We start from the raw sequence: 24,141 nt of genomic DNA on the forward strand, positions 1-24,141 counted from the left end.
TTTGCGGCCCCATATATCGGGGCAGAAGCGCGAGTCAGGCTCGCGGACGAAATTGAAAGGAGAATTCTATGGCTGACGAACAGACAGTAGATACGCAAAACCCAGAAGCCAATCAGGCGCCCGAAGGTTCGGGTGATGACCTGGCGACCCGTGTACAAGTGCTCGAAGAGCAATTGGCCGCCGCGCAGGATCAGTCTCTGCGTGTTGCTGCCGATCTGCAGAACGTCCGTCGCCGTGCCGAGCAGGACGTCGAGAAGGCGCACAAGTTTGCCCTGGAAAAATTCGCTGGCGACTTGCTGCCGATCGTCGACAGCCTGGAGCGCGGCCTTGAGCTGTCGAACCCGGACGACGAAAGCATCCGTCCGATGCGCGAAGGCATCGAGCTGACGCTGAAAATGTTCCACGACACCCTCAAGCGTTATCAGCTGGAAGCGATCGACCCGCACGGCGAACCGTTCAACGCCGTTCAGCATCAGGCAATGGCCATGCAAGAAAGCGCCGACGTAGAACCGAACAGCGTTCTGAAAGTGTTCCAGAAGGGCTACCAGCTCAACGGTCGCCTGTTGCGTCCGGCCATGGTTGTGGTCAGCAAGGCGCCTGCGCCAATTTCGCCTTCGATTGACGAGAAGGCTTGAAATTAGCCGCAAGGCCCCCATTTAGAAGTCAAGCGTTTAAGTATTACCGCAGTTAGCCACCACTGCTGCGGCAACAAAATCCAAAGTTTCGGGAGAGTTAACATGGGTAAAATTATCGGTATCGACCTGGGGACTACCAACTCCTGCGTCTCCGTGCTGGAAAACGGCAAAGCAAAAGTTATTGAAAACGCTGAAGGCGCGCGTACCACGCCGTCGATCATCGCTTACGCCAACGATGGCGAAATTCTGGTAGGTCAGTCGGCCAAGCGTCAGGCAGTGACCAACCCGCACAACACTCTGTACGCGGTAAAGCGTCTGATCGGTCGTCGTTTCGACGAAGAAGTTGTGCAGAAAGACATCCAGATGGTCCCTTACAAGATCGTCAAGGCTGACAACAACGACGCCTGGGTTGAAGTGAACGGCCAGAAAATGGCACCACCACAAATCTCGGCTGAAATTCTGAAAAAGATGAAGAAGACCGCCGAAGACTACCTCGGCGAGACCGTGACTGAAGCGGTAATCACCGTTCCGGCCTACTTCAACGACAGCCAGCGTCAGGCGACCAAGGACGCCGGCCGCATCGCCGGTCTGGACGTAAAACGTATCATCAACGAACCAACCGCAGCTGCTCTGGCTTACGGTATGGACAAGGCCAAGGGCGATCACACCGTGATCGTTTATGACCTGGGTGGCGGTACGTTCGACGTTTCCGTGATCGAGATCGCTGAAGTTGATGGCGAGCACCAGTTCGAAGTTCTGGCCACCAACGGTGACACGTTCCTCGGCGGTGAAGACTTTGACATTCGTCTGATCGACTACCTCGTTGACGAATTCAAGAAAGAAAGCGGCATGAACCTCAAAGGTGACCCGCTGGCCATGCAGCGCCTGAAAGAAGCCGCTGAGAAAGCCAAGATCGAGCTGTCGTCCGCTCAGTCGACCGACGTCAACCTGCCGTACATCACTGCAGACGCGACCGGTCCTAAGCACCTGAACGTGAAGATCTCGCGTGCCAAGCTCGAAGCACTGGTTGAAGACCTGGTTCAGCGCACCATCGAGCCTTGCCGCATCGCCATGAAAGACGCTGGTCTGGACGTTGGCGCGATCAACGACGTGATTCTGGTCGGTGGTCAGACTCGTATGCCGTTGGTGCAGAAGCTGGTTACCGATTTCTTCGGTAAAGAAGCTCGCAAAGACGTTAACCCGGACGAAGCCGTTGCCATGGGTGCTGCGATTCAGGGTGCTGTTCTGGCCGGTGATGTGAAAGACGTTCTGCTGCTCGACGTCAGCCCGCTGACCCTGGGTATCGAAACCATGGGTGGCGTGATGACCGCGCTGATCGAGAAAAACACCACGATTCCTACCAAGAAATCGCAAGTGTTCTCGACTGCCGACGACAACCAGGGCGCTGTGACCATTCACGTGCTGCAGGGCGAGCGCAAGCAAGCCACTCAGAACAAGTCCCTGGGCAAGTTCGACCTGGCCGACATTCCACCTGCTCCACGTGGCGTGCCGCAGATCGAAGTGACCTTCGACATCGACGCTAACGGCATCCTGCACGTTGGTGCGAAAGACAAGGCGACCGGCAAGACTCAGTCGATCGTGATCAAGGCCAACTCCGGTCTGTCCGACGAAGAAATCGAGCGCATGGTGCGTGACGCCGAAGCCAACGCTGAGGAAGACCGCAAGTTCGAAGAACTGGCCGCTGCCCGTAACCAGGGTGACGCACTGGTTCACTCGACGCGCAAAATGATTGCTGACGCGGGCGACAAAGTCACCGCCGAAGAGAAGACTGCGATCGAAGCTGCTGTGGTTGCTTTGGAAGCCGCTGTCAAAGGCGACGACAAGGCTGCCATCGAAGCCAAGGTTGAAGAGCTGTCGAAAGTCTCGGCTCCGGTTGCTCAGAAGATGTACGCCGAACAGGCTCAGCCAGCTGATGGCGCAGCCCCGCAAGGCGAATCGGCTGAGAAGGCTGACGACGTTGTCGATGCAGAGTTCGAAGAAGTCAAAGACCACAAGTAAGTTGTTGGTCGGCCGGTTGACTGCCTTTAGGCAGTGACTGGTAGGATGTCGCCGCGCGGGAGCTAGCTCCCGCGTTGGCGTATCTGGAATACGCGAATTTTTACAGCATGCGACAAGGTTCGGATGTTGGCGGTATGGCCGGGAATGCTCCTGCTTTTCGCGCCGCAAGTACCGCAAGAAACAAAGACCAGGATCGTTGAATTGACGTGAGTTGGGTCCGGGCCTGTATTGGGGCTCAACGAGTTTGGCGATCCTCAGGAGGGGTTTGCCGAACGTCCTCAAGAGTGCAGAAGACTTATGGCAAAGCGTGACTATTACGAAGTGTTGGGTGTTGAGCGTGGCTCAAGCGATGCGGACCTGAAGAAGGCCTATCGTCGTCTGGCGATGAAGCACCACCCGGACCGTAATCCCGATGACAAAGCATCGGAAGAAATGTTCAAAGAGGCCAACGAGGCCTACGAAGTGCTGTCCGACTCCAGCAAGCGTGCGGCGTACGACCAGTACGGTCATGCCGGTGTCGACCCGAGCATGGGTGGCGGCGGTGCCGGTTTTGGCGGTCAGAATTTCTCGGACATCTTCGGTGATGTGTTCAGTGATTTCTTCGGTGGCGGTCGCGGCGGCTCCCGTGGCGGCGCCCAGCGCGGCAGCGACTTGCGCTACACCCTGGAGCTGAATCTGGAAGAAGCGGTGCGCGGCACGTCGGTGAATATCCGCGTTCCGACGCTGGTCAACTGCAAACCGTGTGATGGCTCGGGCGCGAAGAAAGGCTCGTCGCCGTCGACTTGCCCGACTTGCGGTGGCATCGGTCAGGTGCGCATGCAGCAGGGCTTCTTCTCGGTGCAGCAAACCTGCCCGCGTTGCCACGGCCAGGGCAAGATCATTTCTGATCCGTGCGACTCCTGCCACGGTGACGGTCGCGTCGAAGAGTACAAAACCCTGTCGGTCAAAGTGCCGGCCGGCGTCGATACCGGCGACCGCATTCGTCTGTCCGGCGAAGGTGAGGCGGGTACGCAGGGTGGTCCGACGGGCGACCTGTACGTGGTCATCAACGTGCGCGAGCACGACATCTTCCAGCGCGATGGCAAGCATCTGTTCTGCGAAGTGCCGATCAGCTTCGTCGACGCAGCGCTGGGCGGCGAGCTGGAAATTCCGACCCTCGACGGCCGCGTCAAACTGAAGATCCCTGAAGGCACCCAGACCGGCAAGCAGTTCCGTGTACGCGGCAAAGGTGTGGCGCCGGTGCGTGGCGGTGGTGCGGGCGACTTGATGTGCCGCGTGGCAGTCGAGACCCCGGTCAACCTGAACCGTCGTCAGCGCGAACTGCTGGAAGAATTCCGCAGCTCGCTGGCGGACGACAATAGTCATTCGCCGAAAACCACCGGTTGGTTCGACGGTGTGAAGCGCTTCTTCGGCGATCTGTAAGGAGTCGGCATGCGACGTATAGCTGTGATGGGCGCTGCTGGGCGCATGGGCAAGATTCTGGTCGAGGCCGTGCAGCAGCGCGCGCCACTGACCGGGTTGACCGCTGCCGTGGTTCGTCCGGGCAGCACGCTGATCGGCGTCGATGCCGGTGAGCTGGCTTCGCTGGGTCGTATCGGTGTGCCGTTGTCCGGGCATATCGAGGCAGTGGCTGAAGAGTTCGACGTGTTGATCGACTTCACCCTGCCCGAAGTGATGCTGAAAAACCTCGCGTTCTGCCGCAAGGCAGGCAAAGCGATGGTTATCGGTACCACTGGCCTCGACGCTGGGCAGAAGCAGTTGCTGGCCGAGGCGGGCAAGGATATTCCGATCGTGTTCGCGGCCAACTTCAGTGTCGGCGTCAATCTGTCGCTGAAATTGCTCGATATGGCGGCGCGCGTGCTGGGTGATGAAGCGGACATCGAAATCATCGAAGCGCATCACCGTCACAAGATCGATGCGCCGTCGGGTACGGCGTTGCGCATGGGTGAAGTGATTGCCAGTGCGCTGGATCGTGATCTGCAGAAGGTTGCGGTCTACGGTCGTGAAGGTCACACCGGCGCTCGTGAGCGTGAAACCATCGGTTTCGCCACTGTCCGCGGTGGTGATGTGGTGGGTGATCACACCGTGTTGTTCGCCTGCGAAGGTGAGCGCCTGGAGATCACGCACAAGGCGTCAAGCCGCATGACATTCGCCAAGGGCGCGGTGCGTGCGGCGTTGTGGCTGGATGGTCGCGAGCCGGGCTTGTACGACATGCAAGACGTGCTCGACCTGCGTTGATACACTGCTGAACCCGGCGCAAACGCCCTGTTTGCGCTGGTTTTTCTCCGCTTGGCGACGACCTGTCGCATTCTCCGGCCTTTTCGGCTCTTTAGCGGTGGACCAAAAAAGCCTTTTTCTGTAAGCTACAGCTTTAGTGTGTCCACTAAAAGCGCGCAGAATAATTCAGTGAAGAAGCGGGGTGACGTGTCCATACGTCACTCCGCTTTTTTACAACCTGCGATCGCCCTTTCATGCGTTATTTACGGGAGGTCTTCTTGACTAAGCCAGCCATACTTGCCCTTGCTGATGGCAGCATTTTTCGCGGCGAAGCCATTGGTGCCGACGGTCAAACCGTTGGTGAGGTGGTGTTCAACACCGCAATGACCGGCTATCAGGAAATCCTTACCGATCCTTCCTACGCCCAACAGATCGTTACCCTGACTTACCCGCACATCGGCAACACCGGCACCACGCCGGAAGACGCCGAGTCCGATCGCGTCTGGTCCGCTGGCCTGGTCATCCGTGACCTGCCGCTGGTAGCGAGCAACTGGCGTAACACGATGTCCCTGTCCGATTACCTGAAAGCCAACAACGTTGTGGCCATCGCCGGTATCGACACCCGTCGCCTGACCCGCATCCTGCGTGAAAAAGGCGCTCAGAACGGCTGCATCATGGCCGGCGACAACATCTCCGAAGAAGCGGCCATCGCCGCTGCGCAAGGCTTCCCGGGCCTGAAAGGCATGGATCTGGCGAAAGTGGTCAGCACCAAGACTCAATACGAGTGGCGCTCGACTGTCTGGGATCTGAAGACCGACAGCCACGCGACCATCGACGCTTCCGAACTGCCTTACCACGTGGTTGCCTACGACTACGGCGTCAAGGTCAACATCCTGCGCATGCTGGTCGAGCGCGGCTGCCGCGTCACCGTCGTGCCTGCCCAGACGCCAGCTGCCGACGTACTGGCACTGAAGCCGGACGGCGTGTTCCTGTCCAACGGCCCTGGTGACCCGGAGCCATGCGACTACGCGATCAAGGCGATCAAGGAAGTGCTGGAAACCGAAATTCCGGTATTCGGCATCTGCCTCGGTCACCAACTGCTGGCCTTGGCGTCCGGCGCCAAGACCCTGAAAATGGGTCATGGCCACCACGGTGCCAACCACCCGGTGCAGGATCTGGACACTGGCGTGGTGATGATCACCAGCCAGAACCACGGTTTCGCGGTAGACGAAGAAACGCTTCCAGCCAACGTGCGTGCGATCCACAAATCGCTGTTCGACGGCACCCTGCAAGGCATCGAACGCACCGACAAGAGCGCGTTCAGCTTCCAGGGTCACCCTGAAGCGAGCCCGGGCCCGAACGACGTTGCGCCACTGTTCGACCGCTTCATCAACGAGATGGCCAAGCGACGCTAAGCGTTCGCCTTGAGACTGTAGAGAGAAGCCCCTCGAGGGCGGCCCCGACATCGGCGGCCCCTTCGAGACTTCAGAAATCGATCAAGACGGCTTGCCGACTGACCTGCGGATTTGAGTGACAAACCCATGCCAAAACGTACAGACATTAAAAGCATCCTGATTCTCGGCGCTGGCCCGATCGTTATCGGCCAGGCCTGCGAATTCGACTACTCCGGCGCCCAGGCCTGCAAAGCCCTACGCGAAGAGGGTTACCGCGTCATCCTGGTGAACTCCAATCCGGCCACCATCATGACCGACCCGGACATGGCCGACGCCACCTACATCGAGCCGATCAAGTGGCAGACCGTTGCCAAGATCATCGAAAAAGAACGCCCGGACGCGGTGTTGCCAACCATGGGCGGCCAGACTGCTCTGAACTGCGCCCTGGATCTGGAGCGCGAAGGCGTTCTGGAGAAGTTCGGCGTAGAAATGATCGGCGCCAACGCCGACACCATCGACAAGGCTGAAGACCGTTCGCGTTTCGACAAGGCGATGAAATCCATCGGCCTGGCGTGCCCGCGTTCCGGTATCGCCCACAGCATGGAAGAAGCCAACGCGGTTCTCGAAACCCTGGGCTTCCCGTGCATCATCCGTCCGTCCTTCACCATGGGCGGCACCGGTGGCGGTATCGCTTACAACCGTGAAGAGTTCGAAGAAATCTGCGCCCGTGGTCTGGATCTGTCGCCGACCAAAGAGCTGCTGATCGACGAATCGCTGATCGGCTGGAAAGAATATGAAATGGAAGTTGTCCGCGACAAAAAGGACAACTGCATCATCGTCTGCTCGATCGAAAACTTCGACCCGATGGGCGTGCACACCGGTGACTCGATCACCGTAGCTCCAGCACAGACCCTGACCGACAAGGAATACCAGATCCTGCGTAACGCCTCCCTGGCGGTACTGCGCGAGATCGGCGTCGAGACTGGCGGCTCCAACGTTCAATTCGGTATCTGCCCGGACACTGGCCGTATGGTCGTGATCGAAATGAACCCGCGCGTATCGCGTTCCTCGGCCCTGGCTTCGAAAGCCACCGGTTTCCCGATCGCCAAAGTCGCGGCCAAACTGGCTGTGGGCTACACCCTCGACGAACTGTCGAACGACATCACCGGTGGCAAGACCCCGGCGTCCTTCGAGCCGTCGATCGACTACGTTGTGACCAAGCTGCCACGCTTCGCCTTCGAGAAGTTCGCCAAGGCTGACGCACGCCTGACCACTCAAATGAAGTCGGTTGGTGAAGTCATGGCCATCGGCCGTACCTTCCAGGAATCCCTGCAGAAAGCTCTGCGCGGTCTGGAAGTTGGCGTTTGCGGTCTGGACGAGAAGCTCGACCTGAGCAACCCGGAAAGCATGAGCGTGCTCAAACGTGAGCTGACCGTGCCGGGCGCCGAGCGTATCTGGTACGTGGCAGACGCTTTCCGCGCGGGCATGACTGTCGAAGAAATCTTCGCCATGAACATGATCGACCCGTGGTTCCTGGTACAGATCGAAGATCTGATCAAGGACGAAGAGAAGGTCAAGACCCTTGGTCTGTCGGCGATCGACCGTGACGTGATGTACAAGCTCAAGCGCAAAGGTTTCTCCGATCAGCGTCTGGCCAAGCTGCTGGGTGTGACCGAGAAGAACCTGCGCACGCACCGTCACAAGCTGGAAGTGTTCCCGGTCTACAAGCGCGTTGACACCTGCGCCGCCGAGTTCGCCACCGACACCGCTTACCTCTATTCGACTTACGAAGAAGAGTGCGAAGCCGCGCCGTCGGGTCGCGACAAGATCATGATTCTGGGTGGCGGTCCGAACCGTATCGGTCAAGGTATCGAGTTCGACTACTGCTGCGTTCATGCTGCCCTCGCACTGCGCGAAGACGGCTACGAAACCATCATGGTCAACTGCAACCCGGAAACTGTTTCCACTGACTACGACACCTCCGATCGTCTGTACTTCGAATCGGTAACGCTGGAAGACGTGCTGGAAATCTGCCGCGTCGAGAAGCCGAAAGGCGTGATCGTCCAGTACGGCGGCCAGACTCCGCTGAAACTGGCTCGTGCTCTGGAGGCTGCTGGCGTGCCAATCATCGGCACCAGCCCTGACGCTATCGACCGTGCCGAAGACCGTGAGCGCTTCCAGCAAATGGTTGAGCGTCTGAACCTGCGTCAGCCGCCAAACGCCACCGTGCGCAGCGAAGACGAAGCGATTCGTGCCGCCAGCAAGATCGGTTACCCGCTGGTGGTGCGCCCGTCCTATGTACTGGGTGGTCGCGCGATGGAAATCGTCTACGAAGAAGAAGAACTCAAGCGCTACCTGCGTGACGCGGTGAAAGTGTCCAACGACAGCCCGGTGCTGCTCGACCACTTCCTCAACTGCGCCATCGAAATGGACGTGGATGCGGTTTGCGACGGCAAAGACGTCGTCATCGGCGCAATCATGCAGCACATCGAGCAGGCCGGCGTTCACTCCGGTGACTCCGCATGCTCCCTGCCGCCTTACTCGCTGCCGGCGCACATCCAGGACGAGATGCGCGAACAGGTCAAGAAAATGGCCTTGGAACTGGGCGTTGTCGGTCTGATGAACGTGCAGTTGGCTTTGCAGGGCGAAGACATCTACGTCATCGAAGTCAACCCGCGCGCTTCCCGTACCGTACCGTTCGTGTCGAAGTGCATCGGTGTCTCCCTGGCGATGATCGCTGCCCGTGTGATGGCCGGTAAGACCCTGAAAGAAATCGGCTTCACCAAAGAAATCATCCCGAACTTCTACAGCGTGAAAGAGGCGGTGTTCCCGTTCGCCAAATTCCCTGGCGTTGACCCGATCCTCGGCCCAGAGATGAAGTCGACCGGTGAAGTGATGGGTGTCGGCGACACCTTCGGTGAAGCATTCGCCAAAGCCCAGATGGGCGCCAGCGAAGTGCTGCCGACCGGCGGAACTGCGTTCATCAGCGTGCGCGACGATGACAAGCCTCTGGTTGCAGGCGTGGCCCGTGATCTGATCAACTTGGGCTTCGAAGTGGTTGCTACTGCTGGCACTGCCAAGTTGATCGAGGCTGCAGGCCTGAAAGTGCGCCGTGTGAACAAGGTGACCGAGGGTCGTCCGCACGTGGTCGACATGATCAAGAATGACGAAGTCACCTTGATCATCAACACCACCGAAGGTCGTCAGTCGATCGCTGATTCGTACTCCATTCGTCGTAATGCCTTGCAGCACAAGATTTACTGCACCACCACCATTGCTGCTGGCGAAGCTATCTGTGAAGCGCTGAAGTTCGGTCCGGAAAAAACCGTGCGCCGCTTGCAGGATCTACACGCAGGATTGAAGGCATGATCAAATATCCAATGACCGTCCAGGGCGCTAAAGCCCTGGAAGAAGAGCACGCTCATCTGACCAAGGTCGTCCGTCCGAAGCTCAGCCAGGACATCGGTACGGCCCGCGAGTTGGGTGACTTGAAAGAAAACGCTGAATACCATGCCGCCCGCGAACAGCAAGGCATGGTCGAGGCGCGGATTCGTGACATCGAAGGCCGGATTCAGAATCAGGTCATCATCGATGTCACGACCATCCCGCACACTGGCAAAGTGATTTTCGGCACCACCGTCGAAATCGCCAACGTCGAGACCGATGAAAGCGTCACTTACCACATCGTGGGTGAGGATGAAGCTGACTTCAAACTCGGCAAGATTTCGGTTGGCTCGCCTTTGGCCCGTGCCTTGATCGGCAAGGAAGAAGGCGATGTGGTCGCCGTGAAAACGCCAAGTGGCGTGATCGAGTACGAGATTGTCGAAGTCCGTCACATCTGAAAAAGGGCGCCCGCTGCATGTGGGCGCCATGCTTTGGCAGCTGACCCAGATGCTTTGGGTCGGCGGTCTTTGGCTGATTCATCTCGGTTTGCAGCCGGCGCTGGGCAAGATTGGCCTGGCACCGTTGCTGATCGACGAAGTGGCCAGTGCATTTGAAGTGCTGGTGGTGGGGTTTTCCGCCGCATGCGTTATTTTTCAGGCTTTGGTGCTGGTACAGGCCGAGGGCCTTGCCAGTCTATGGCGGGATTTTCGCGGTCAGGTGCTGCTGATGGCGTTGTATGCGTGTGCGATGTTTGTCGCAGTGCGTGTCGGCTGGCCGGATGCGCAGCGCTGGCAGGTATTCAGTTATCTGGTTCTGGGGTTTTCCGGGCTGGTGCTGGTGATGCAGCCGGTGCCGGGATGGAGTGGCAGGGTGCGCCAGGCACACCCGTGACCCTTTTCATCACTTGAAGCGATGAACGTTCGACAGCTGCTTGTTGGCGCTGAAGTTCTTGCGGTAAACCAGTGCCATCTTGCCGATGACCTGTACCAGGTCCGCTTTGCCGACCTTGCACAGTTCTGCGATGTGCGCCAGGCGCGACTCGCGATCAAGGATATTGAGCTTGATCTTGATCAGCTCGTGATCCGCCAAAGCGCGTTCAAGTTCGGCTAACACGCCTTCAGTCAAACCGTTATCAGCCACCGTCAAAACGGGTTTCAGGTGGTGGCCAATGGATTTGTACTGTTTCTTCTGCTCTGGAGTGAGCGGCATAATCTGACCCTTTCGTCTGGATTCTGTAAAATGGCGGCCATTTTACCCGAGGGCTCGTGGATCCGCCCAATTAATCACGACTCTTATTATCGAGGTGCCCAATGGCGCGTTCCAAGACAAGCCTTGGTTGGCTGAAACGACATGTCAACGATCCCTATGTGAAGCAAGCGCAGAAGGATGGCTACCGCTCGCGTGCGAGTTACAAACTTCTGGAAGTCCAGGAGAAATACAAGCTGATTCGTCCCGGCATGAGCGTTGTCGACCTCGGTGCGGCACCTGGTGGCTGGTCGCAAGTCACCAGTCGTCTGATCGGCGGTCAGGGGCGTTTGATCGCCTCGGACATTCTGGAAATGGACAGCATCCCTGACGTGACCTTTATTCAGGGTGACTTCACCGAGGACGCAGTGCTCGCTCAGATTCTTGAAGCCGTGGGTAATTCGCAGGTGGACCTTGTGATTTCCGATATGGCCCCCAATATGAGTGGTACGCCCGAAGTGGATATGCCGAAGGCCATGTTCCTTTGCGAGCTGGCACTTGATCTGGCAGAGCGGATCCTCAAGCCGGGTGGCAATTTTGTGATCAAGATTTTTCAGGGCGAAGGATTTGATGTTTACCTGAAGGACGCTCGCAAAAAGTTCGACAAGATCCAGATGATCAAGCCGGACTCCTCTCGTGGCAGCTCTCGCGAGCAATACATGCTGGCTTGGGGTTATCGCGGGCGTAGTGAGTAAAACGAGGTTTTTGTGCGGGGTGATAGGTTTTTAGTATTTCGCCCGGCTAGCATTAACGAATATTGTGTAGAAAGTGTTTCACAAAGGGTTACAGACGGCGCCTGCCAGAGCCGTAGGTAATGTAGTAAGTTAGGCCGGTGAATATCATGCGAAGCGCGCGCCAGTAGCGGAGCTTGCTTCAGAGGGTAGTTAATTGAACGATATGGCAAAGAATCTGATCCTGTGGTTGATCATCGCGGCTGTCCTGGTGACGGTGATGAACAACTTCTCCAGCCCTAACGAGCCGCAGACCCTCAACTATTCCGACTTCATCCAGCAGGTCAAGGACGGCAAGGTCGAGCGCGTAGCGGTTGATGGCTATGTAATCACCGGCAAACGCAACGATGGCGACAGCTTCAAGACCATTCGTCCGGCAATTCAGGACAATGGCCTGATCGGCGATCTGGTCGACAACCACGTTGTGGTTGAAGGCAAGCAGCCTGAGCAGCAAAGCATCTGGACCCAGTTGCTGGTAGCCAGCTTCCCGATCCTGGTGATCATCGCGGTGTTCATGTTCTTCATGCGCCAGATGCAGGGCGGTGCCGGTGGCAAGGGCGGGCCGATGAGCTTTGGCAAGAGCAAGGCACGCCTGCTCTCCGAAGATCAGGTGAAAACCACACTGGCTGACGTTGCCGGTTGCGACGAAGCAAAGGAAGAAGTCGGCGAGCTGGTTGAGTTCCTCCGTGATCCGGGCAAGTTCCAGCGCCTGGGCGGTCGTATTCCGCGCGGCGTACTGATGGTCGGTCCTCCGGGTACCGGTAAAACCTTGCTGGCCAAGGCGATTGCCGGCGAAGCCAAGGTTCCTTTCTTCACCATCTCCGGTTCCGACTTCGTCGAAATGTTCGTCGGTGTTGGTGCCAGCCGTGTTCGCGACATGTTCGAGCAGGCGAAGAAGCACGCACCTTGCATCATCTTCATCGATGAAATCGACGCCGTCGGTCGCCACCGTGGCGCCGGCATGGGTGGCGGTCACGACGAGCGCGAGCAGACCCTCAACCAGTTGCTGGTTGAGATGGACGGCTTCGAGATGAATGACGGCATCATTGTTATCGCTGCAACCAACCGTCCTGACGTGCTCGACCCGGCTTTGCTGCGTCCAGGCCGTTTCGACCGCCAGGTTGTCGTCGGACTGCCGGATATCCGTGGTCGCGAACAGATTCTCAAGGTTCACATGCGCAAAGTGCCAATGGGTGACGACGTTGCTCCGGCTGTTATTGCGCGTGGTACTCCTGGCTTCTCCGGTGCTGACCTGGCCAACCTGGTCAACGAAGCGTCGCTGTTCGCTGCACGCAGCGGCAAGCGCATCGTTGAAATGAAAGAATTTGAGCTGGCCAAAGACAAGATAATGATGGGCGCCGAGCGCAAATCGATGGTCATGTCCGAAAAAGAGAAACAGAACACTGCTTATCACGAAGCGGGTCACGCCATTGTTGGTCGCGTCGTGCCTGAACATGATCCGGTGTACAAAGTGTCGATCATCCCGCGCGGTCGTGCGTTGGGTGTGACGATGTTCCTGCCGGAAGAAGATCGCTACAGCCTGTCCAAGCGCGCGTTGATCAGCCAGATCTGCTCGCTGTACGGCGGCCGTATCGCTGAAGAGATGACCCTGGGCTTCGATGGTGTGACCACCGGCGCATCCAACGACATCATGCGTGCCAGTCAGATTGCGCGGAACATGGTGACCAAATGGGGGCTGTCGGAAAAACTCGGTCCGTTGATGTACGCCGAAGAAGAGGGTGAAGTATTCCTCGGTCGCGGCGGTGGCGGTCAGGCTGCCAGCTTCTCCGGTGAGACAGCCAAGCTGATCGACTCCGAAGTGCGCAGCATCATCGACCAGTGCTACGGCACCGCCAAGCAGATCCTCACGGACAATCGTGACAAGCTCGATGCCATGGCTGATGCACTGATGAAGTACGAAACGATCGATGCTGAACAGATCGACGACATCATGGCAGGTCGTACACCTCGCGAACCTCGTGACTGGTCGGGTGGTACGGGCACGCCTCCACCTCCAGTGGTTCGGGATGAGCGTCCGGAAACACCGATCGGCGGTCCGGCTGCTGACGTTTAAGGTTTGAAATGACTTCTGTACCGTCCCTGACCCGGTTGCCTTGCGGCAACCGGGTTCTTGATTTGGCCCAGACGCATGTCATGGGCATTCTCAATGTCACCCCTGATTCTTTCTCCGATGGCGGCCAATACAGTCAGCTGGATGCGGCCTTGCGCCATGCAGAAGCGATGGTTGCAGCGGGTGCGACGCTGATTGATATCGGTGGCGAGTCCACCCGACCTGGCGCGCGAGCGGTTTCTCCGCTCGAAGAGCTTGAGCGTGTGGCGCCGATAGTCGAGCTGATCAATCGCGAACTTGATGTGATCATCTCGGTGGACACCTCCACGCCTGCGGTGATGCGTGAAACCGCGCGACTGGGTGCCGGGTTGATCAATGATGTGCGATCGCTACAGCGCGATGGTGCGCTGGATGCAGCGGCGGCGACAGGGTTGCCGGTGTGTCTGATGCATATGCTCGGTGAGCCAGGCGATATGCAGGACAATCCGCATTATCAGGATGTTACTCGCGAGGTCGGAGAGTTTCTCGCGGAGCGGATGTCGGTGTGTGCGTCGGCGGGTATTCCTGCCGAGCGGATCATTCTTGATCCGGGTTTCGGTTTCGCCAAAACCTTGCAGCACAATCTAAGCTTGTTCAAGCACATGGAAGCCCTGCATGCGCTGGGCAGGCCCTTGCTGGTTGGTGTTTCCCGAAAAAGCATGATCGGCCATGCCTTGAATCGTCCTGTTGGCGAGCGCCTGCACGGCGGTTTGGCACTGGCGGCGCTGGCATCGGTGAAAGGTGCGCGTATATTGCGCGTCCATGATGTTGCGGAAACGGTAGACGTGGTGCGGATGATCGCGGCCGTGCAATCAGCCGAATAAGAATGATGGAGCACTTATGAGCAAGAAATACTTTGGTACTGATGGCATTCGTGGTCGCGTCGGTGAATACCCGATTACTCCTGACTTCATGCTCAAGCTCGGCTGGGCTGCCGGCATGGCGTTCCGCAAGATGGGCGCCTGCAAGGTGCTGGTCGGCAAGGACACGCGAATTTCCGGTTACATGTTCGAGTCGGCACTTGAGGCTGGTCTGACATCGGCCGGTGCCGATGTGATGCTGCTGGGTCCTATGCCGACGCCGGCCATCGCTTACCTGTCACGCACGTTCCAGGCTGAGGCCGGTATCGTGATCAGTGCTTCGCACAATCCACACGACGATAACGGCATCAAGTTTTTCTCCGGTAAAGGCACCAAGCTGCCGGATGAGCTGGAACTGATGATCGAGGAGCTGCTCGATACCCCGATGACTGTGGTCGAATCAAGCAAGATCGGCAAAGTATCGCGGATCAACGATGCGTCAGGTCGTTATATCGAGTTTTGCAAAAGCAGCGTGCCAACGGGCACCAGTTTCTCTGGCCTAAAGATCGTTATCGACTGTGCGCATGGCGCGACCTACAAGGTAGCTCCGAGTGTCTTCCGGGAGCTGGGTGCGGAAGTTGTCGTGCTGTCAGCTCAGCCTAACGGTCTGAACATCAACGAGAACTGCGGCTCGACCCATATGGGGCAGCTGCAGGCTGCGGTGCTGGCTGAGCACGCCGATCTGGGTATCGCTTTTGATGGCGATGGCGATCGGGTTTTGATGGTCGACCATACCGGTGCCATTGTTGATGGTGATGAACTGCTGTTCATCATTGCTCGCGATCTGCATGAGCGCGGGAAATTGCAGGGCGGCGTGGTTGGCACCCTGATGAGTAATCTGGGGCTGGAGCTCGCGCTTGCAGAGCTCTCGATTCCATTTATTCGTGCCAATGTCGGCGACCGCTATGTGATCGCCGAGTTGCTTGAGCGCAACTGGCTGGTCGGTGGTGAGAATTCGGGGCATATCGTTTGCTTCAATCACACCACGACCGGTGATGCGATCATCGCGGCCTTGCAAGTGCTGATGGCCTTGAAGACCCGTAATGAAGGTTTGGCGCAAACGCGTCAGGCATTGCGCAAGTGTCCTCAGGTTCTGATCAATGTGCGTTTTGGTGGTGGCGAAAGCCCGCTGGAACACCCGGCTGTCAAGGAAGCCAGTGCGCGCGTCACCCAGGCAATGGCGGGTCGTGGTCGCGTGCTTTTGCGCAAGTCCGGCACAGAGCCTTTGGTGCGTGTGATGGTCGAGGGCGAGGACGAAACCCAGGTTCGCGGTTATGCCGAAGAACTGGCAAAACTGGTAACTGAAGTTTCTGCCTGATACGGCTTGCAAGCCATGATTGTGTTGGGTAACATCTGCGCCCACTTTGACCGACGAGGTACAGCATGCGTCGCCCTATGGTAGCTGGTAACTGGAAGATGCACGGTACCCGCGCCAGCGTCGCTGAGCTGATCAACGGCCTTCGTCATCTGGCCTTGCCTAGCGGTGTTGATGTCGCGGTATTCCCGCCTTGCTTGTATATCAATCAAGTGATTGATGGCTTGAAAGGCAAGTCGATTTCGGTCGGCGCGCAGAATTCTGCGGTGGAATCCATGCAAGGTGCATTGACCGGTGAAATTGCACCGAGTCAGTTGGTGGATGCAGGCTGTTCCCTGGTGCTTGTCGGGCACTCCGAGCGTCGTCAGATAATGGGCGAGCGGGACGGGATGCTGAATCGCAAGTTTGCAGCTGCGCAGGCATGTGGCTTGATTCCGGTGTTGTGTATAGGGGAAACCCTTGAGCAGCGCGAAGCCGGGAAAACTCTTGAGGTTGTCGGGCGTCAGCTGGGCAGCATCATCGAGGAGCTGGGTGTCGGTGCTTTTGCCAAGGCAGTCATTGCTTACGAGCCGGTCTGGGCTATTGGTACCGGACTGACTGCGACACCGCAGCAAGCTCAGGATGTGCATAAAGCCATTCGCGAGCAGCTGGCGGCAGAGAATTCTGAAGTCGCACGAGGTGTGCGGCTTCTATACGGCGGCAGCGTGAAGGCGGCCAATGCGGTCGAACTGTTCGGCATGCCGGATATCGATGGGGGGCTCATTGGTGGAGCTTCCCTGAATGCAGATGAGTTCGGTGCGATTTGTCGCGCCGCGGGAAACTGAAAAAATGCTGGAAACAGTCGTAGTCGTTTTTCATCTGCTGGGTGCATTGGGCGTAGTTGCTCTGGTTTTGCTGCAGCAGGGTAAGGGTGCGGACGCTGGCGCGTCTTTCGGAGCAGGTGCTTCAAATACTGTGTTCGGAAGCCAAGGTTCCTCTACCTTTCTTAGTAAGTTTACTGCTATACTTGCCGCCGGTTTCTTCATAACCAGCTTGGGGTTAGGTTACTTTGCTAAAGAGAAGGCTCATCAGCTGACTCAGGCAGGTCTCCCAAATCCAGCAGTGTTGGAAGTACCTAAGCAACAACAACCGGCTTCTGATGATGTCCCGGTGCTTCAAGAGCAAAAGTCGGCTACTCCAGCGACGGACGTACCTCCAGCTCAAGAGCAGAAGTAAGAAGGGTTTCAAACGTAGTTTTGCCGAGGTGGTGGAATTGGTAGACACGCAACCTTGAGGTGGTTGTGCCCATAGGGTGTAGGGGTTCGAGTCCCCTTCTCGGTACCAATTAGTCAGGAGAGCCCGCTGTTGCGGGCTTTCTTGCAGGTGGAAGGTTACATTGACCCTATAAGGGATCGGTCGTATACTTCCGCCCCAGCTTTGTCGCGGGGTGGAGCAGTCTGGTAGCTCGTCGGGCTCATAACCCGAAGGTCGTCGGTTCAAATCCGGCCCCCGCAACCAGTTTAAGGAGCCCCTTTTAAGGGGCTTTTTGTTAGCTGGACACTTTCAACGCCGCTGTTCGACGGCGTTTCAAGGATGGGCGTTTAGCCCATTTTTTTATTTTGCAAAGCATGCACATATCATGCACTAGGGGGTTCAGGTGTCGAGCAAGCTAGAAGAGTTGCAGGCCTTGCTGGCCCCGGTGGTCGTGGCCCTGGGCTATGAATGCTGGGGTATCGAGTTTTCGGCTCAGGGTCGTCACTCGATGTTGCGCGTTTATATCGATAAAGAGGGTGGCGTGCTGGTGGACGATTGCGCCATTGTCAGCCGTCAGATCAGCGGTGTGCTGGATGTTGAAGATCCAATCACCGTTGAATACACCCTCGAAGTTTCCTCGCCTGGCATGGAGCGCCCACTGTTCACTATTGAGCAGTTTGCAAAATTTGCCGGTGAACAAGTGAAGATCAAGCTGCGCTCGCCTTTTGAAGGTCGACGCAACTTTCAGGGCCTTCTGCGCGGTGTAGAAGAACAGGACGTCGTGGTGCAGGTAGATGACCATGAGTTCCTGTTGCCGATCGATATGATCGACAAGGCCAACATTATTCCCAGTTTTGACTGAGACGCGGATCCCGCGGATCCAATGGCTTGCGAAAGGCGAGGCGTACGATGAGCAAAGAAGTACTGCTGGTTGTTGAGTCGGTATCCAATGAAAAGGGCGTACCGGCAAGCGTAATTTTTGAAGCGCTGGAGCTGGCTCTGGCCACTGCTACCAAAAAGCGTTTTGAAGACGAAGTTGACCTGCGTGTGGAAATTAACCGCCACACCGGGGCATACGAAACCTTCCGTCGCTGGACGGTCGTCGAAGAGAATGATCTCGACGATCCGGCCATCGAAACCTGGCCAAGCAAGGTTGCCGAAACGCATCCTGGTGCCAAAGTTGGCGACGTCGTCGAAGAAAAGATCGAATCCATCGAGTTCGGCCGCATCGCTGCACAGACTGCCAAGCAGGTCATCGTGCAGAAAGTGCGTGAAGCCGAGCGCGCTCAAGTGGTCGACGCCTATCGCGAGCGCCTGGGAGAAATCATCTCCGGCACCGTGAAAAAAGTCACCCGCGACAACGTGATCGTCGATCTGGGTAACAACGCTGAAGCGTTGCTGGCCCGTGAAGACATCATTTCGCGTGAAACCTTCCGTGTCGGCGTGCGTCTGCGTGCGCTGCTCAAGGAAATCCGCACCGAGAACCGTGGGCCGCAGCTGATCCTGTCGCGTACCGCGCCGGAAATGCTGATCGAGCTGTTCCGTATCGAAGTGCCGGAAATTGCCGAAGGCCTGATCGAAGTAATGGCAGCATCCCGTGATCCGGGTTCGCGCGCCAAGATCGCCGTCCGCTCGAAAGACAAACGCATCGACCCGCAGGGCGCTTGCATCGGTATGCGCGGTTCGCGCGTCCAGGCAGTGTCGGGCGAGTTGGGCGGTGAGCGTGTGGATATCGTCCTGTGGGACGACAACCCGGCTCAGTTCGTAATCAACGCCATGTCCCCGGCTGAGGTTGCGGCAATTATCGTTGACGAAGATGCTCATGCAATGGACATCGCCGTTGGCGCAGACAATCTGGCTCAGGCCATCGGTCGTGGTGGTCAGAACGTGCGTCTGGCCAGCCAGTTGACTGGCTGGACCCTGAACGTGATGACCGAATCGGACATCCAGGCTAAGCAGCAAGCAGAAACCGGCGATATCCTGCGCAACTTCATCGACGAGCTGGAAGTCGACGAAGACCTGGCACAGGTGCTGGTAGATGAAGGCTTCACCAGCCTGGAAGAGATTGCCTACGTACCGTTGGAAGAAATGCTCAACATCGACGGCTTTGACGAAGATACCGTCAACGAGCTTCGCGCTCGTGCCAAGGATCGTTTGTTGACCAAAGCCATCGCTACTGAGGAAAAGCTGGCAGACGCCCATCCGGCCGAAGACCTGCTCTCGCTTGAGGGTATGGACAAGGATTTGGCGATGGAACTGGCGGTGCGCGGCGTAATTACCCGCGAAGACCTGGCCGAGCAGTCTATTGACGACCTGCTCGACATCGACGGCATTGACGATGATCGTGCCGGCAAGTTGATCATGGCCGCCCGAGCCCACTGGTTCGAGTAATTAGGCGCGGCCTGAGGAGAGAAGTGCATGACGCAAGTCACGGTGAAACAACTGGCCGATGAGGTCAAAACACCGGTAGAGCGCCTGTTGCAGCAGATGCGTGAGGCAGGTCTGCCGCACACCGCCGCCGAAGAAAATGTGACTGACAGTGAGAAGCAGTCCCTGCTGACTCACTTGAAAAGCAGCCACAAGGCGAAAGTGGAAGAACCACGCAAGATCACGCTGCAGCGTAAAACCACCAGCACCCTGCGTGTTGCTGGCAGCAAAAGCATCAGCGTTGAAGTCCGCAAGAAGAAAGTTTTCGTACAGCGCAGCCCGGAAGAAATCGAAGCCGAGCGCAAGCGTGAACTGGATGAACGTCGCGCAGTAGAAAATGCTGCCCGTCAGAAGGCTGAAGAAGAAGCCAAGCAGCGCGCCGAAGTAGAAGCGCGTAATCAGCCTGCTGCTGCGCAGACCGCTACCAGCGATGCCGTTGCGGCGCCGGCTGCAGTTGCCGAACCTGTTCGCGAAAGCGCACCGGTGGTTGCCGCTGCTCCAGCTCCGTCTGCTGACGTTCGCAACAAGCAGAACGAACAGCGCCGTCCGGACAAACCACGTGCCGACGACAACAATCGTCGCAGCGGTGGTGGTGATGGCGAGCGCAAAAACGCTCCGCATCGCGCCTCGGTCAAAGAAAAAGCGCCAGCTCCACGTGTGGCGCCACGCACTACCGACGAAGAAAGCGATGGCTTCCGTCGCGGTGGTCGCGGCAAGGCCAAACTGAAGAAACGCAACGCTCACGGTTTCCAGAGCCCGACCGGCCCTGTCGTGCGTGATGTGCAGATCGGCGAGACCATCACTGTTGGCGATCTCGCCAATCAGATGTCGGTCAAGGCTGCTGAAATCATCAAGTTCATGTTCAAACTGGGTACTCCAGCGACCATCAACCAGGTGCTTGATCAGGAAACTGCTCAACTGGTAGCCGAAGAGCTGGGCCACAAAGTGACCCTGGTCAGCGACACCGCCCTGGAAGATTCCCTGGCCGAGTCCCTGAAGTTTGAAGGTGAGTCGTTCTCCCGTGCGCCAGTCGTGACCGTAATGGGCCACGTTGACCACGGTAAAACTTCCCTGCTCGACTACATCCGTCGTGCCAAGGTAGCTGCTGGCGAAGCCGGTGGTATTACTCAGCACATCGGTGCATACCACGTTGAAACCGAACGCGGCATGGTCACCTTCCTCGATACCCCGGGTCACGCCGCGTTTACCGCAATGCGTGCTCGTGGTGCCAAGGCGACCGACATCGTGATTCTGGTGGTTGCAGCGGACGACGGCGTGATGCCGCAGACCATTGAAGCTGTTCAGCACGCAGTAGCGGCTGGCGTTCCACTGGTTGTAGCAGTGAACAAGATCGACAAGCCGGGCGCCGATCTTGATCGCATCCGTAGCGAACTGTCGGTTCACGGCGTGACTTCCGAAGAGTGGGGCGGTGATACGCCGTTCGTTCCGGTTTCGGCGAAAGTCGGTACTGGCGTGGACGAGCTGCTTGAAGCCGTTCTGCTGCAAGCTGAAGTTCTCGAACTGAAAGCAACTCCGTCGGCTCCTGGCCGTGGCGTTGTGGTTGAATCGCGTCTCGACAAAGGTCGTGGCCCGGTGGCAACCGTTCTGGTTCAAGACGGTACCCTGCGTCAAGGCGACATGGTCCTGGTCGGTTCGAACTATGGCCGCGTGCGTGCCATGCTCGACGAGAACGGCAAGCCAATCAAAGAAGCCGGTCCTTCCATCCCTGTCGAGATCCTCGGACTGGACGGTACTCCGGACGCTGGCGACGAGATGAGCGTGGTTGCCGACGAGAAGAAAGCCCGTGAAGTGGCTCTGTTCCGTCAAGGCAAGTTCCGCGAAGTCAAGCTGGCTCGTGCTCACGCCGGCAAGCTGGAAAACATCTTCGAAAACATGGGTCAGGCCGAGAAGAAGACGCTCAATATCGTCCTCAAATCCGACGTCCGTGGTTCGCTGGAAGCGTTGAACGGTGCCTTGAATGGCCTGGGCAACGACGAAGTACAAGTGCGCGTAGTTGGCGGCGGCGTTGGTGGTATCACCGAATCCGACGCTAACCTGGCACTGGCTTCCAACGCTGTACTGTTCGGCTTCAACGTGCGTGCCGATGCTGGCGCACGGAAGATCGTCGAGCAGGAAGGTCTGGACATGCGTTATTACAACGTGATCTACGACATCATCGAAGACGTCAAGAAAGCCCTGACCGGCATGCTCGGCAGCGATGTTCGCGAGAACATCCTGGGTATCGCCGAAGTGCGTGACGTGTTCCGTTCGCCGAAGTTTGGCGCGATCGCTGGCTGCATGGTGATCGAAGGTGTTGTGCACCGTAACCGTCCGATCCGTGTACTGCGTGAAGACATCGTTATCTTCGAAGGCGAGCTGGAATCCCTGCGCCGCTTCAAGGATGACGCTTCCGAAGTACGTGCCGGCATGGAATGCGGTATCGGCGTGAAGAGCTATAACGACGTCAAAGTCGGCGACAAGATCGAAGTCTTCGAGAAGGTCCAGGTTGCTCGCAGCCTCTAACTCGCGCACTTCAGGAGCCGTGATGGTCGGCCACACTCAACAGTGTGGCGCATCACCCGGACTCTAAACGCAACGCCCGGTCTGGCTTTTGTCAGGCCGGGCGTTTGCCGCTTTCAGACCTGGCGGGTTTCACCGCCGGGCAGTAACAGGTAACAAAATCATGGCAAAAGAATACAGCCGTACCCAACGTATCGGCGATCAGATGCAGCGTGAGCTGGCCCAACTGATCCGTCGCGAAGTCAAGGATCCACGTGTGGGTCTGGTCACCATTACCGCTGTTGAAGTCAGCCGTGACGTCGGTCATGCGAAGATTTTCATCACCGTGATGGGGCAGGACAACGCTGAAGACATCGCGCAAAGCATCAAGGTGCTCAATTCCGCCGCAGGCTTCCTGCGCATGCAATTGGCCCGTGAAATGAAACTGCGCAGCGTGCCGCAACTGCACTTCCACTACGACGAGTCCGTCGTGCGTGGCGCGCACCTGTCGGCGCTGATCGAGCGTGCCGTGGCTGAAGACAATCAGCATCCGGTCGCTGCTGAACCTGAAGACACCAAGGAGTAACTCGGTGGCTCAGGTCAAACGTATCCGTCGTAACGTCAGTGGCATCATCCTGCTCGACAAGCCGTTGGGGTTCACCTCCAACGCCGCGTTGCAGAAGGTTCGCTGGTTGCTCAACGCCGAGAAGGCCGGTCACACCGGCAGCCTCGACCCGCTGGCCACCGGCGTCTTGCCGTTGTGCTTTGGCGAAGCGACCAAGTTCTCGCAGTACCTGCTCGATTCCGACAAGGCTTATGAAACCCTCGCGCAACTGGGCAAGACCACCACCACGGCCGATGCCGAAGGTGAGGTTTTGCAGGAGCGCCCGGTGACCGTTGGTCGCGCCGATGTCGAAGCGGCATTGCCGAAATTTCGTGGGCAAATCAGTCAGATACCGCCGATGTACTCGGCGCTCAAGCGTGATGGCCAGCCGTTGTACAAGTTGGCTCGTGCAGGCGAAGTAGTGGAGCGCGAACCGCGTTCTGTTACTATTGCGCGCTTGGAATTACTGGCCTTCGAAGGCGATACTGCGCGACTTGCGGTGGATTGCAGCAAAGGCACCTATATCCGCACCCTGGTGGAGGATATCGGTGAGCAACTCGGTTGTGGTGCGTACGTCGCGGAATTGCGCCGTACCCAGGCCGGGCCTTTCACCCTGGCGCAGACCGTGACCCTCGAAGAGCTTGAAGCGGTACATGCCGAAGGCGGCAACGAAGCGGTGGATCGCTTCCTGATGCCATCGGACAGCGGCCTGCAGGATTGGCCGTTGCTGCACTTCTCCGAAGCGAGCGCGTTCTACTGGCTCAACGGCCAGCCGGTACGTGCCCCGGATGCTCCGAAGTTCGGCATGGTACGGGTACAGGATCACAATGGTCGCTTCATCGGTATCGGTGAAGTGAGCGAAGACGGGCGCATTGCGCCACGTCGACTGATTCGGTCGGAATGACCGAAACCGGTCTGTGTCAAAGCAGGCTGGCGAGGGTGGCTGTTAACAGGCACGGTCACTACTCATTTATAGATACAGGGATTTGTCCCTGGCCTGTTGAAGCTGTTTCTTTGAAACAGTTTCCTGATAAAAGGATTGCCTCATGGCTCTCGACGTTCAAGAAAAAGCTCAAATCGTTGCTGACTACCAGCAAGCTGTTGGTGACACTGGTTCGCCAGAAGTGCAAGTTGCACTGCTGACCCACAACATCAACAAGCTGCAAGGTCACTTCAAGGCCAACGGTAAAGATCACCACTCCCGTCGTGGTCTGATCCGCATGGTAAACCAGCGTCGCAAGCTGCTGGACTACCTGAAAGGCAAGGATCTGGGTCGTTATCAGACTCTGATCGGTCGCCTGGGTCTGCGTCGCTAATCAGCGATTGCGCTATGAGGTTGGTTGTCTGTCGGACGTCTGCGGTTTACCGCAGTCGCCTTGCAGGCTCCCAGCCTCAAGTTTTATCTGGATACACGTTTTACCCCGGACAACGGTTGGGCCGATTCCCGACATTGCCCAAGAATTCGCAA

General features: G+C 57.7%; 21 protein-coding genes and 2 tRNA genes. 22 read left to right on the forward strand and 1 reads right to left on the reverse strand.

The window, feature by feature from the left end; all coding sequences use genetic code 11:
- The first annotated feature begins 68 nt into the window (after positions 1-68).
- The 8 genes from grpE to L8H52_RS00470 all read left to right on the forward strand — a co-directional run bounded on the left by grpE (position 69) and on the right by L8H52_RS00470 (position 10,540).
- Positions 69-635 carry a nucleotide exchange factor GrpE gene (grpE, locus tag L8H52_RS00435; RefSeq protein WP_007915219.1) on the forward strand — a complete coding sequence of 189 codons (567 nt, stop codon included), beginning with the start codon at positions 69-71 and terminating at the stop codon, positions 633-635.
- A 102-nt stretch (positions 636-737) separates the two neighbouring features.
- Positions 738-2,654, forward strand: coding sequence for a molecular chaperone DnaK (gene dnaK / locus L8H52_RS00440; RefSeq protein WP_007915221.1), 1,917 nt, complete (start codon positions 738-740; stop codon positions 2,652-2,654).
- 297 nt (positions 2,655-2,951) lie between these two features.
- On the forward strand, positions 2,952-4,076 hold the full coding sequence (dnaJ, locus tag L8H52_RS00445) for a molecular chaperone DnaJ (protein ID WP_016986506.1): 1,125 nt from the start codon (positions 2,952-2,954) through the stop codon (positions 4,074-4,076).
- A 9-nt stretch (positions 4,077-4,085) separates the two neighbouring features.
- Positions 4,086-4,892 carry a 4-hydroxy-tetrahydrodipicolinate reductase gene (dapB, locus tag L8H52_RS00450; protein WP_160055781.1) on the forward strand — a complete coding sequence of 269 codons (807 nt, stop codon included), beginning with the start codon at positions 4,086-4,088 and terminating at the stop codon, positions 4,890-4,892.
- A gap of 257 nt (positions 4,893-5,149) precedes the next feature.
- Positions 5,150-6,286 (forward strand): glutamine-hydrolyzing carbamoyl-phosphate synthase small subunit, encoded by a 1,137-nt coding sequence (gene carA / locus L8H52_RS00455; protein WP_007915228.1) that lies wholly within the window; start codon positions 5,150-5,152, stop codon positions 6,284-6,286.
- Between the two features lie 126 nt (positions 6,287-6,412).
- A complete protein-coding gene (gene carB / locus L8H52_RS00460; RefSeq protein ID WP_242205380.1) occupies positions 6,413-9,634 on the forward strand; it encodes a carbamoyl-phosphate synthase large subunit in 3,222 nt (1,073 codons plus the stop codon).
- The gene (gene greA, locus L8H52_RS00465; RefSeq protein WP_003221530.1) at positions 9,631-10,107 is read left to right on the forward strand and encodes a transcription elongation factor GreA; all 477 of its coding nucleotides are present in this window, start codon (positions 9,631-9,633) and stop codon (positions 10,105-10,107) included. The genes carB and greA overlap by 4 nt, the downstream gene beginning before the upstream one ends.
- 28 nt (positions 10,108-10,135) lie before the next feature.
- Positions 10,136-10,540, forward strand: coding sequence for a hypothetical protein (locus tag L8H52_RS00470; protein ID WP_016986502.1), 405 nt, complete (start codon positions 10,136-10,138; stop codon positions 10,538-10,540).
- 9 nt (positions 10,541-10,549) lie between these two features.
- Here L8H52_RS00470 and L8H52_RS00475 read toward each other — a convergent pair whose 3' ends face one another.
- Complete coding sequence (locus L8H52_RS00475; protein WP_016771761.1) at positions 10,550-10,858, reverse strand: YhbY family RNA-binding protein; 309 nt, start codon at positions 10,856-10,858, stop codon at positions 10,550-10,552.
- Positions 10,859-10,959: 101 nt separating this feature from the next.
- On the opposite strand from L8H52_RS00475, the gene rlmE reads away from it, so the two are divergent.
- The 14 genes from rlmE (at position 10,960) to rpsO (ending at position 23,989) form a co-directional block, all read left to right on the forward strand.
- Entirely contained in the window at positions 10,960-11,589 is a 630-nt protein-coding gene (rlmE, locus tag L8H52_RS00480; RefSeq protein WP_008088328.1) for a 23S rRNA (uridine(2552)-2'-O)-methyltransferase RlmE, read from the forward strand.
- A gap of 202 nt (positions 11,590-11,791) precedes the next feature.
- Positions 11,792-13,699 (forward strand): ATP-dependent zinc metalloprotease FtsH, encoded by a 1,908-nt coding sequence (gene ftsH, locus L8H52_RS00485; RefSeq protein WP_016986501.1) that lies wholly within the window; start codon positions 11,792-11,794, stop codon positions 13,697-13,699.
- A gap of 8 nt (positions 13,700-13,707) precedes the next feature.
- A complete protein-coding gene (folP, locus tag L8H52_RS00490; RefSeq protein WP_242205378.1) occupies positions 13,708-14,559 on the forward strand; it encodes a dihydropteroate synthase in 852 nt (283 codons plus the stop codon).
- A gap of 16 nt (positions 14,560-14,575) precedes the next feature.
- Positions 14,576-15,913, forward strand: coding sequence for a phosphoglucosamine mutase (glmM, locus tag L8H52_RS00495; protein ID WP_242205376.1), 1,338 nt, complete (start codon positions 14,576-14,578; stop codon positions 15,911-15,913).
- 65 nt (positions 15,914-15,978) lie between these two features.
- The gene (gene tpiA, locus L8H52_RS00500; protein WP_016986498.1) at positions 15,979-16,734 is read left to right on the forward strand and encodes a triose-phosphate isomerase; all 756 of its coding nucleotides are present in this window, start codon (positions 15,979-15,981) and stop codon (positions 16,732-16,734) included.
- A 4-nt stretch (positions 16,735-16,738) separates the two neighbouring features.
- Positions 16,739-17,125, forward strand: a complete 387-nt coding sequence (gene secG / locus L8H52_RS00505) for a preprotein translocase subunit SecG (protein WP_016986497.1) — start codon at positions 16,739-16,741, stop codon at positions 17,123-17,125.
- Positions 17,126-17,147: 22 nt separating this feature from the next.
- Positions 17,148-17,233, forward strand: a tRNA-Leu gene (locus L8H52_RS00510).
- Positions 17,234-17,330: 97 nt separating this feature from the next.
- Positions 17,331-17,407: transfer RNA gene (locus L8H52_RS00515), tRNA-Met, on the forward strand.
- A 139-nt stretch (positions 17,408-17,546) separates the two neighbouring features.
- A complete protein-coding gene (gene rimP / locus L8H52_RS00520; protein ID WP_242205374.1) occupies positions 17,547-18,005 on the forward strand; it encodes a ribosome maturation factor RimP in 459 nt (152 codons plus the stop codon).
- 47 nt (positions 18,006-18,052) lie between these two features.
- Entirely contained in the window at positions 18,053-19,534 is a 1,482-nt protein-coding gene (gene nusA, locus L8H52_RS00525; protein ID WP_077571038.1) for a transcription termination factor NusA, read from the forward strand.
- Positions 19,535-19,561: 27 nt separating this feature from the next.
- Positions 19,562-22,093: a translation initiation factor IF-2 gene (gene infB / locus L8H52_RS00530; RefSeq protein ID WP_242205372.1), complete on the forward strand. Its 2,532-nt coding sequence runs from the start codon at positions 19,562-19,564 to the stop codon at positions 22,091-22,093.
- A 160-nt stretch (positions 22,094-22,253) separates the two neighbouring features.
- Positions 22,254-22,655: a 30S ribosome-binding factor RbfA gene (rbfA, locus tag L8H52_RS00535; protein WP_008088344.1), complete on the forward strand. Its 402-nt coding sequence runs from the start codon at positions 22,254-22,256 to the stop codon at positions 22,653-22,655.
- A gap of 4 nt (positions 22,656-22,659) precedes the next feature.
- Positions 22,660-23,577 (forward strand): tRNA pseudouridine(55) synthase TruB, encoded by a 918-nt coding sequence (gene truB / locus L8H52_RS00540; RefSeq protein WP_008088346.1) that lies wholly within the window; start codon positions 22,660-22,662, stop codon positions 23,575-23,577.
- A 142-nt stretch (positions 23,578-23,719) separates the two neighbouring features.
- Complete coding sequence (rpsO, locus tag L8H52_RS00545) at positions 23,720-23,989, forward strand: 30S ribosomal protein S15 (protein WP_003177875.1); 270 nt, start codon at positions 23,720-23,722, stop codon at positions 23,987-23,989.
- The last annotated feature ends 152 nt before the right edge of the window (positions 23,990-24,141 follow it).

This window comes from Pseudomonas sp. CROZ-RG-20F-R04-15, assembly GCF_022662375.1.
Lineage (GTDB): Bacteria > Pseudomonadota > Gammaproteobacteria > Pseudomonadales > Pseudomonadaceae > Aquipseudomonas.

Bases quoted from the DNA above. Each gene is read 5' to 3' on its own strand.
- carB (WP_242205380.1), top strand. From the start codon at position 6,413: ATGCCAAAACGTACAGACATTAAAAGCATCCTGATTCTCGGCGCTGGC.
- L8H52_RS00475 (WP_016771761.1), bottom strand. From the start codon at position 10,858: ATGCCGCTCACTCCAGAGCAGAAGAAACAGTACAAATCCATTGGCCAC.
- L8H52_RS00470 (WP_016986502.1), top strand. From the start codon at position 10,136: ATGCTTTGGCAGCTGACCCAGATGCTTTGGGTCGGCGGTCTTTGGCTG.
- ftsH (WP_016986501.1), top strand. From the start codon at position 11,792: ATGGCAAAGAATCTGATCCTGTGGTTGATCATCGCGGCTGTCCTGGTG.
- nusA (WP_077571038.1), top strand. From the start codon at position 18,053: ATGAGCAAAGAAGTACTGCTGGTTGTTGAGTCGGTATCCAATGAAAAG.
- infB (WP_242205372.1), top strand. From the start codon at position 19,562: ATGACGCAAGTCACGGTGAAACAACTGGCCGATGAGGTCAAAACACCG.
- rlmE (WP_008088328.1), top strand. From the start codon at position 10,960: ATGGCGCGTTCCAAGACAAGCCTTGGTTGGCTGAAACGACATGTCAAC.
- secG (WP_016986497.1), top strand. From the start codon at position 16,739: ATGCTGGAAACAGTCGTAGTCGTTTTTCATCTGCTGGGTGCATTGGGC.
- dapB (WP_160055781.1), top strand. From the start codon at position 4,086: ATGCGACGTATAGCTGTGATGGGCGCTGCTGGGCGCATGGGCAAGATT.
- glmM (WP_242205376.1), top strand. From the start codon at position 14,576: ATGAGCAAGAAATACTTTGGTACTGATGGCATTCGTGGTCGCGTCGGT.
- dnaJ (WP_016986506.1), top strand. From the start codon at position 2,952: ATGGCAAAGCGTGACTATTACGAAGTGTTGGGTGTTGAGCGTGGCTCA.
- dnaK (WP_007915221.1), top strand. From the start codon at position 738: ATGGGTAAAATTATCGGTATCGACCTGGGGACTACCAACTCCTGCGTC.
- grpE (WP_007915219.1), top strand. From the start codon at position 69: ATGGCTGACGAACAGACAGTAGATACGCAAAACCCAGAAGCCAATCAG.
- rbfA (WP_008088344.1), top strand. From the start codon at position 22,254: ATGGCAAAAGAATACAGCCGTACCCAACGTATCGGCGATCAGATGCAG.
- folP (WP_242205378.1), top strand. From the start codon at position 13,708: ATGACTTCTGTACCGTCCCTGACCCGGTTGCCTTGCGGCAACCGGGTT.
- greA (WP_003221530.1), top strand. From the start codon at position 9,631: ATGATCAAATATCCAATGACCGTCCAGGGCGCTAAAGCCCTGGAAGAA.
- rpsO (WP_003177875.1), top strand. From the start codon at position 23,720: ATGGCTCTCGACGTTCAAGAAAAAGCTCAAATCGTTGCTGACTACCAG.
- tpiA (WP_016986498.1), top strand. From the start codon at position 15,979: ATGCGTCGCCCTATGGTAGCTGGTAACTGGAAGATGCACGGTACCCGC.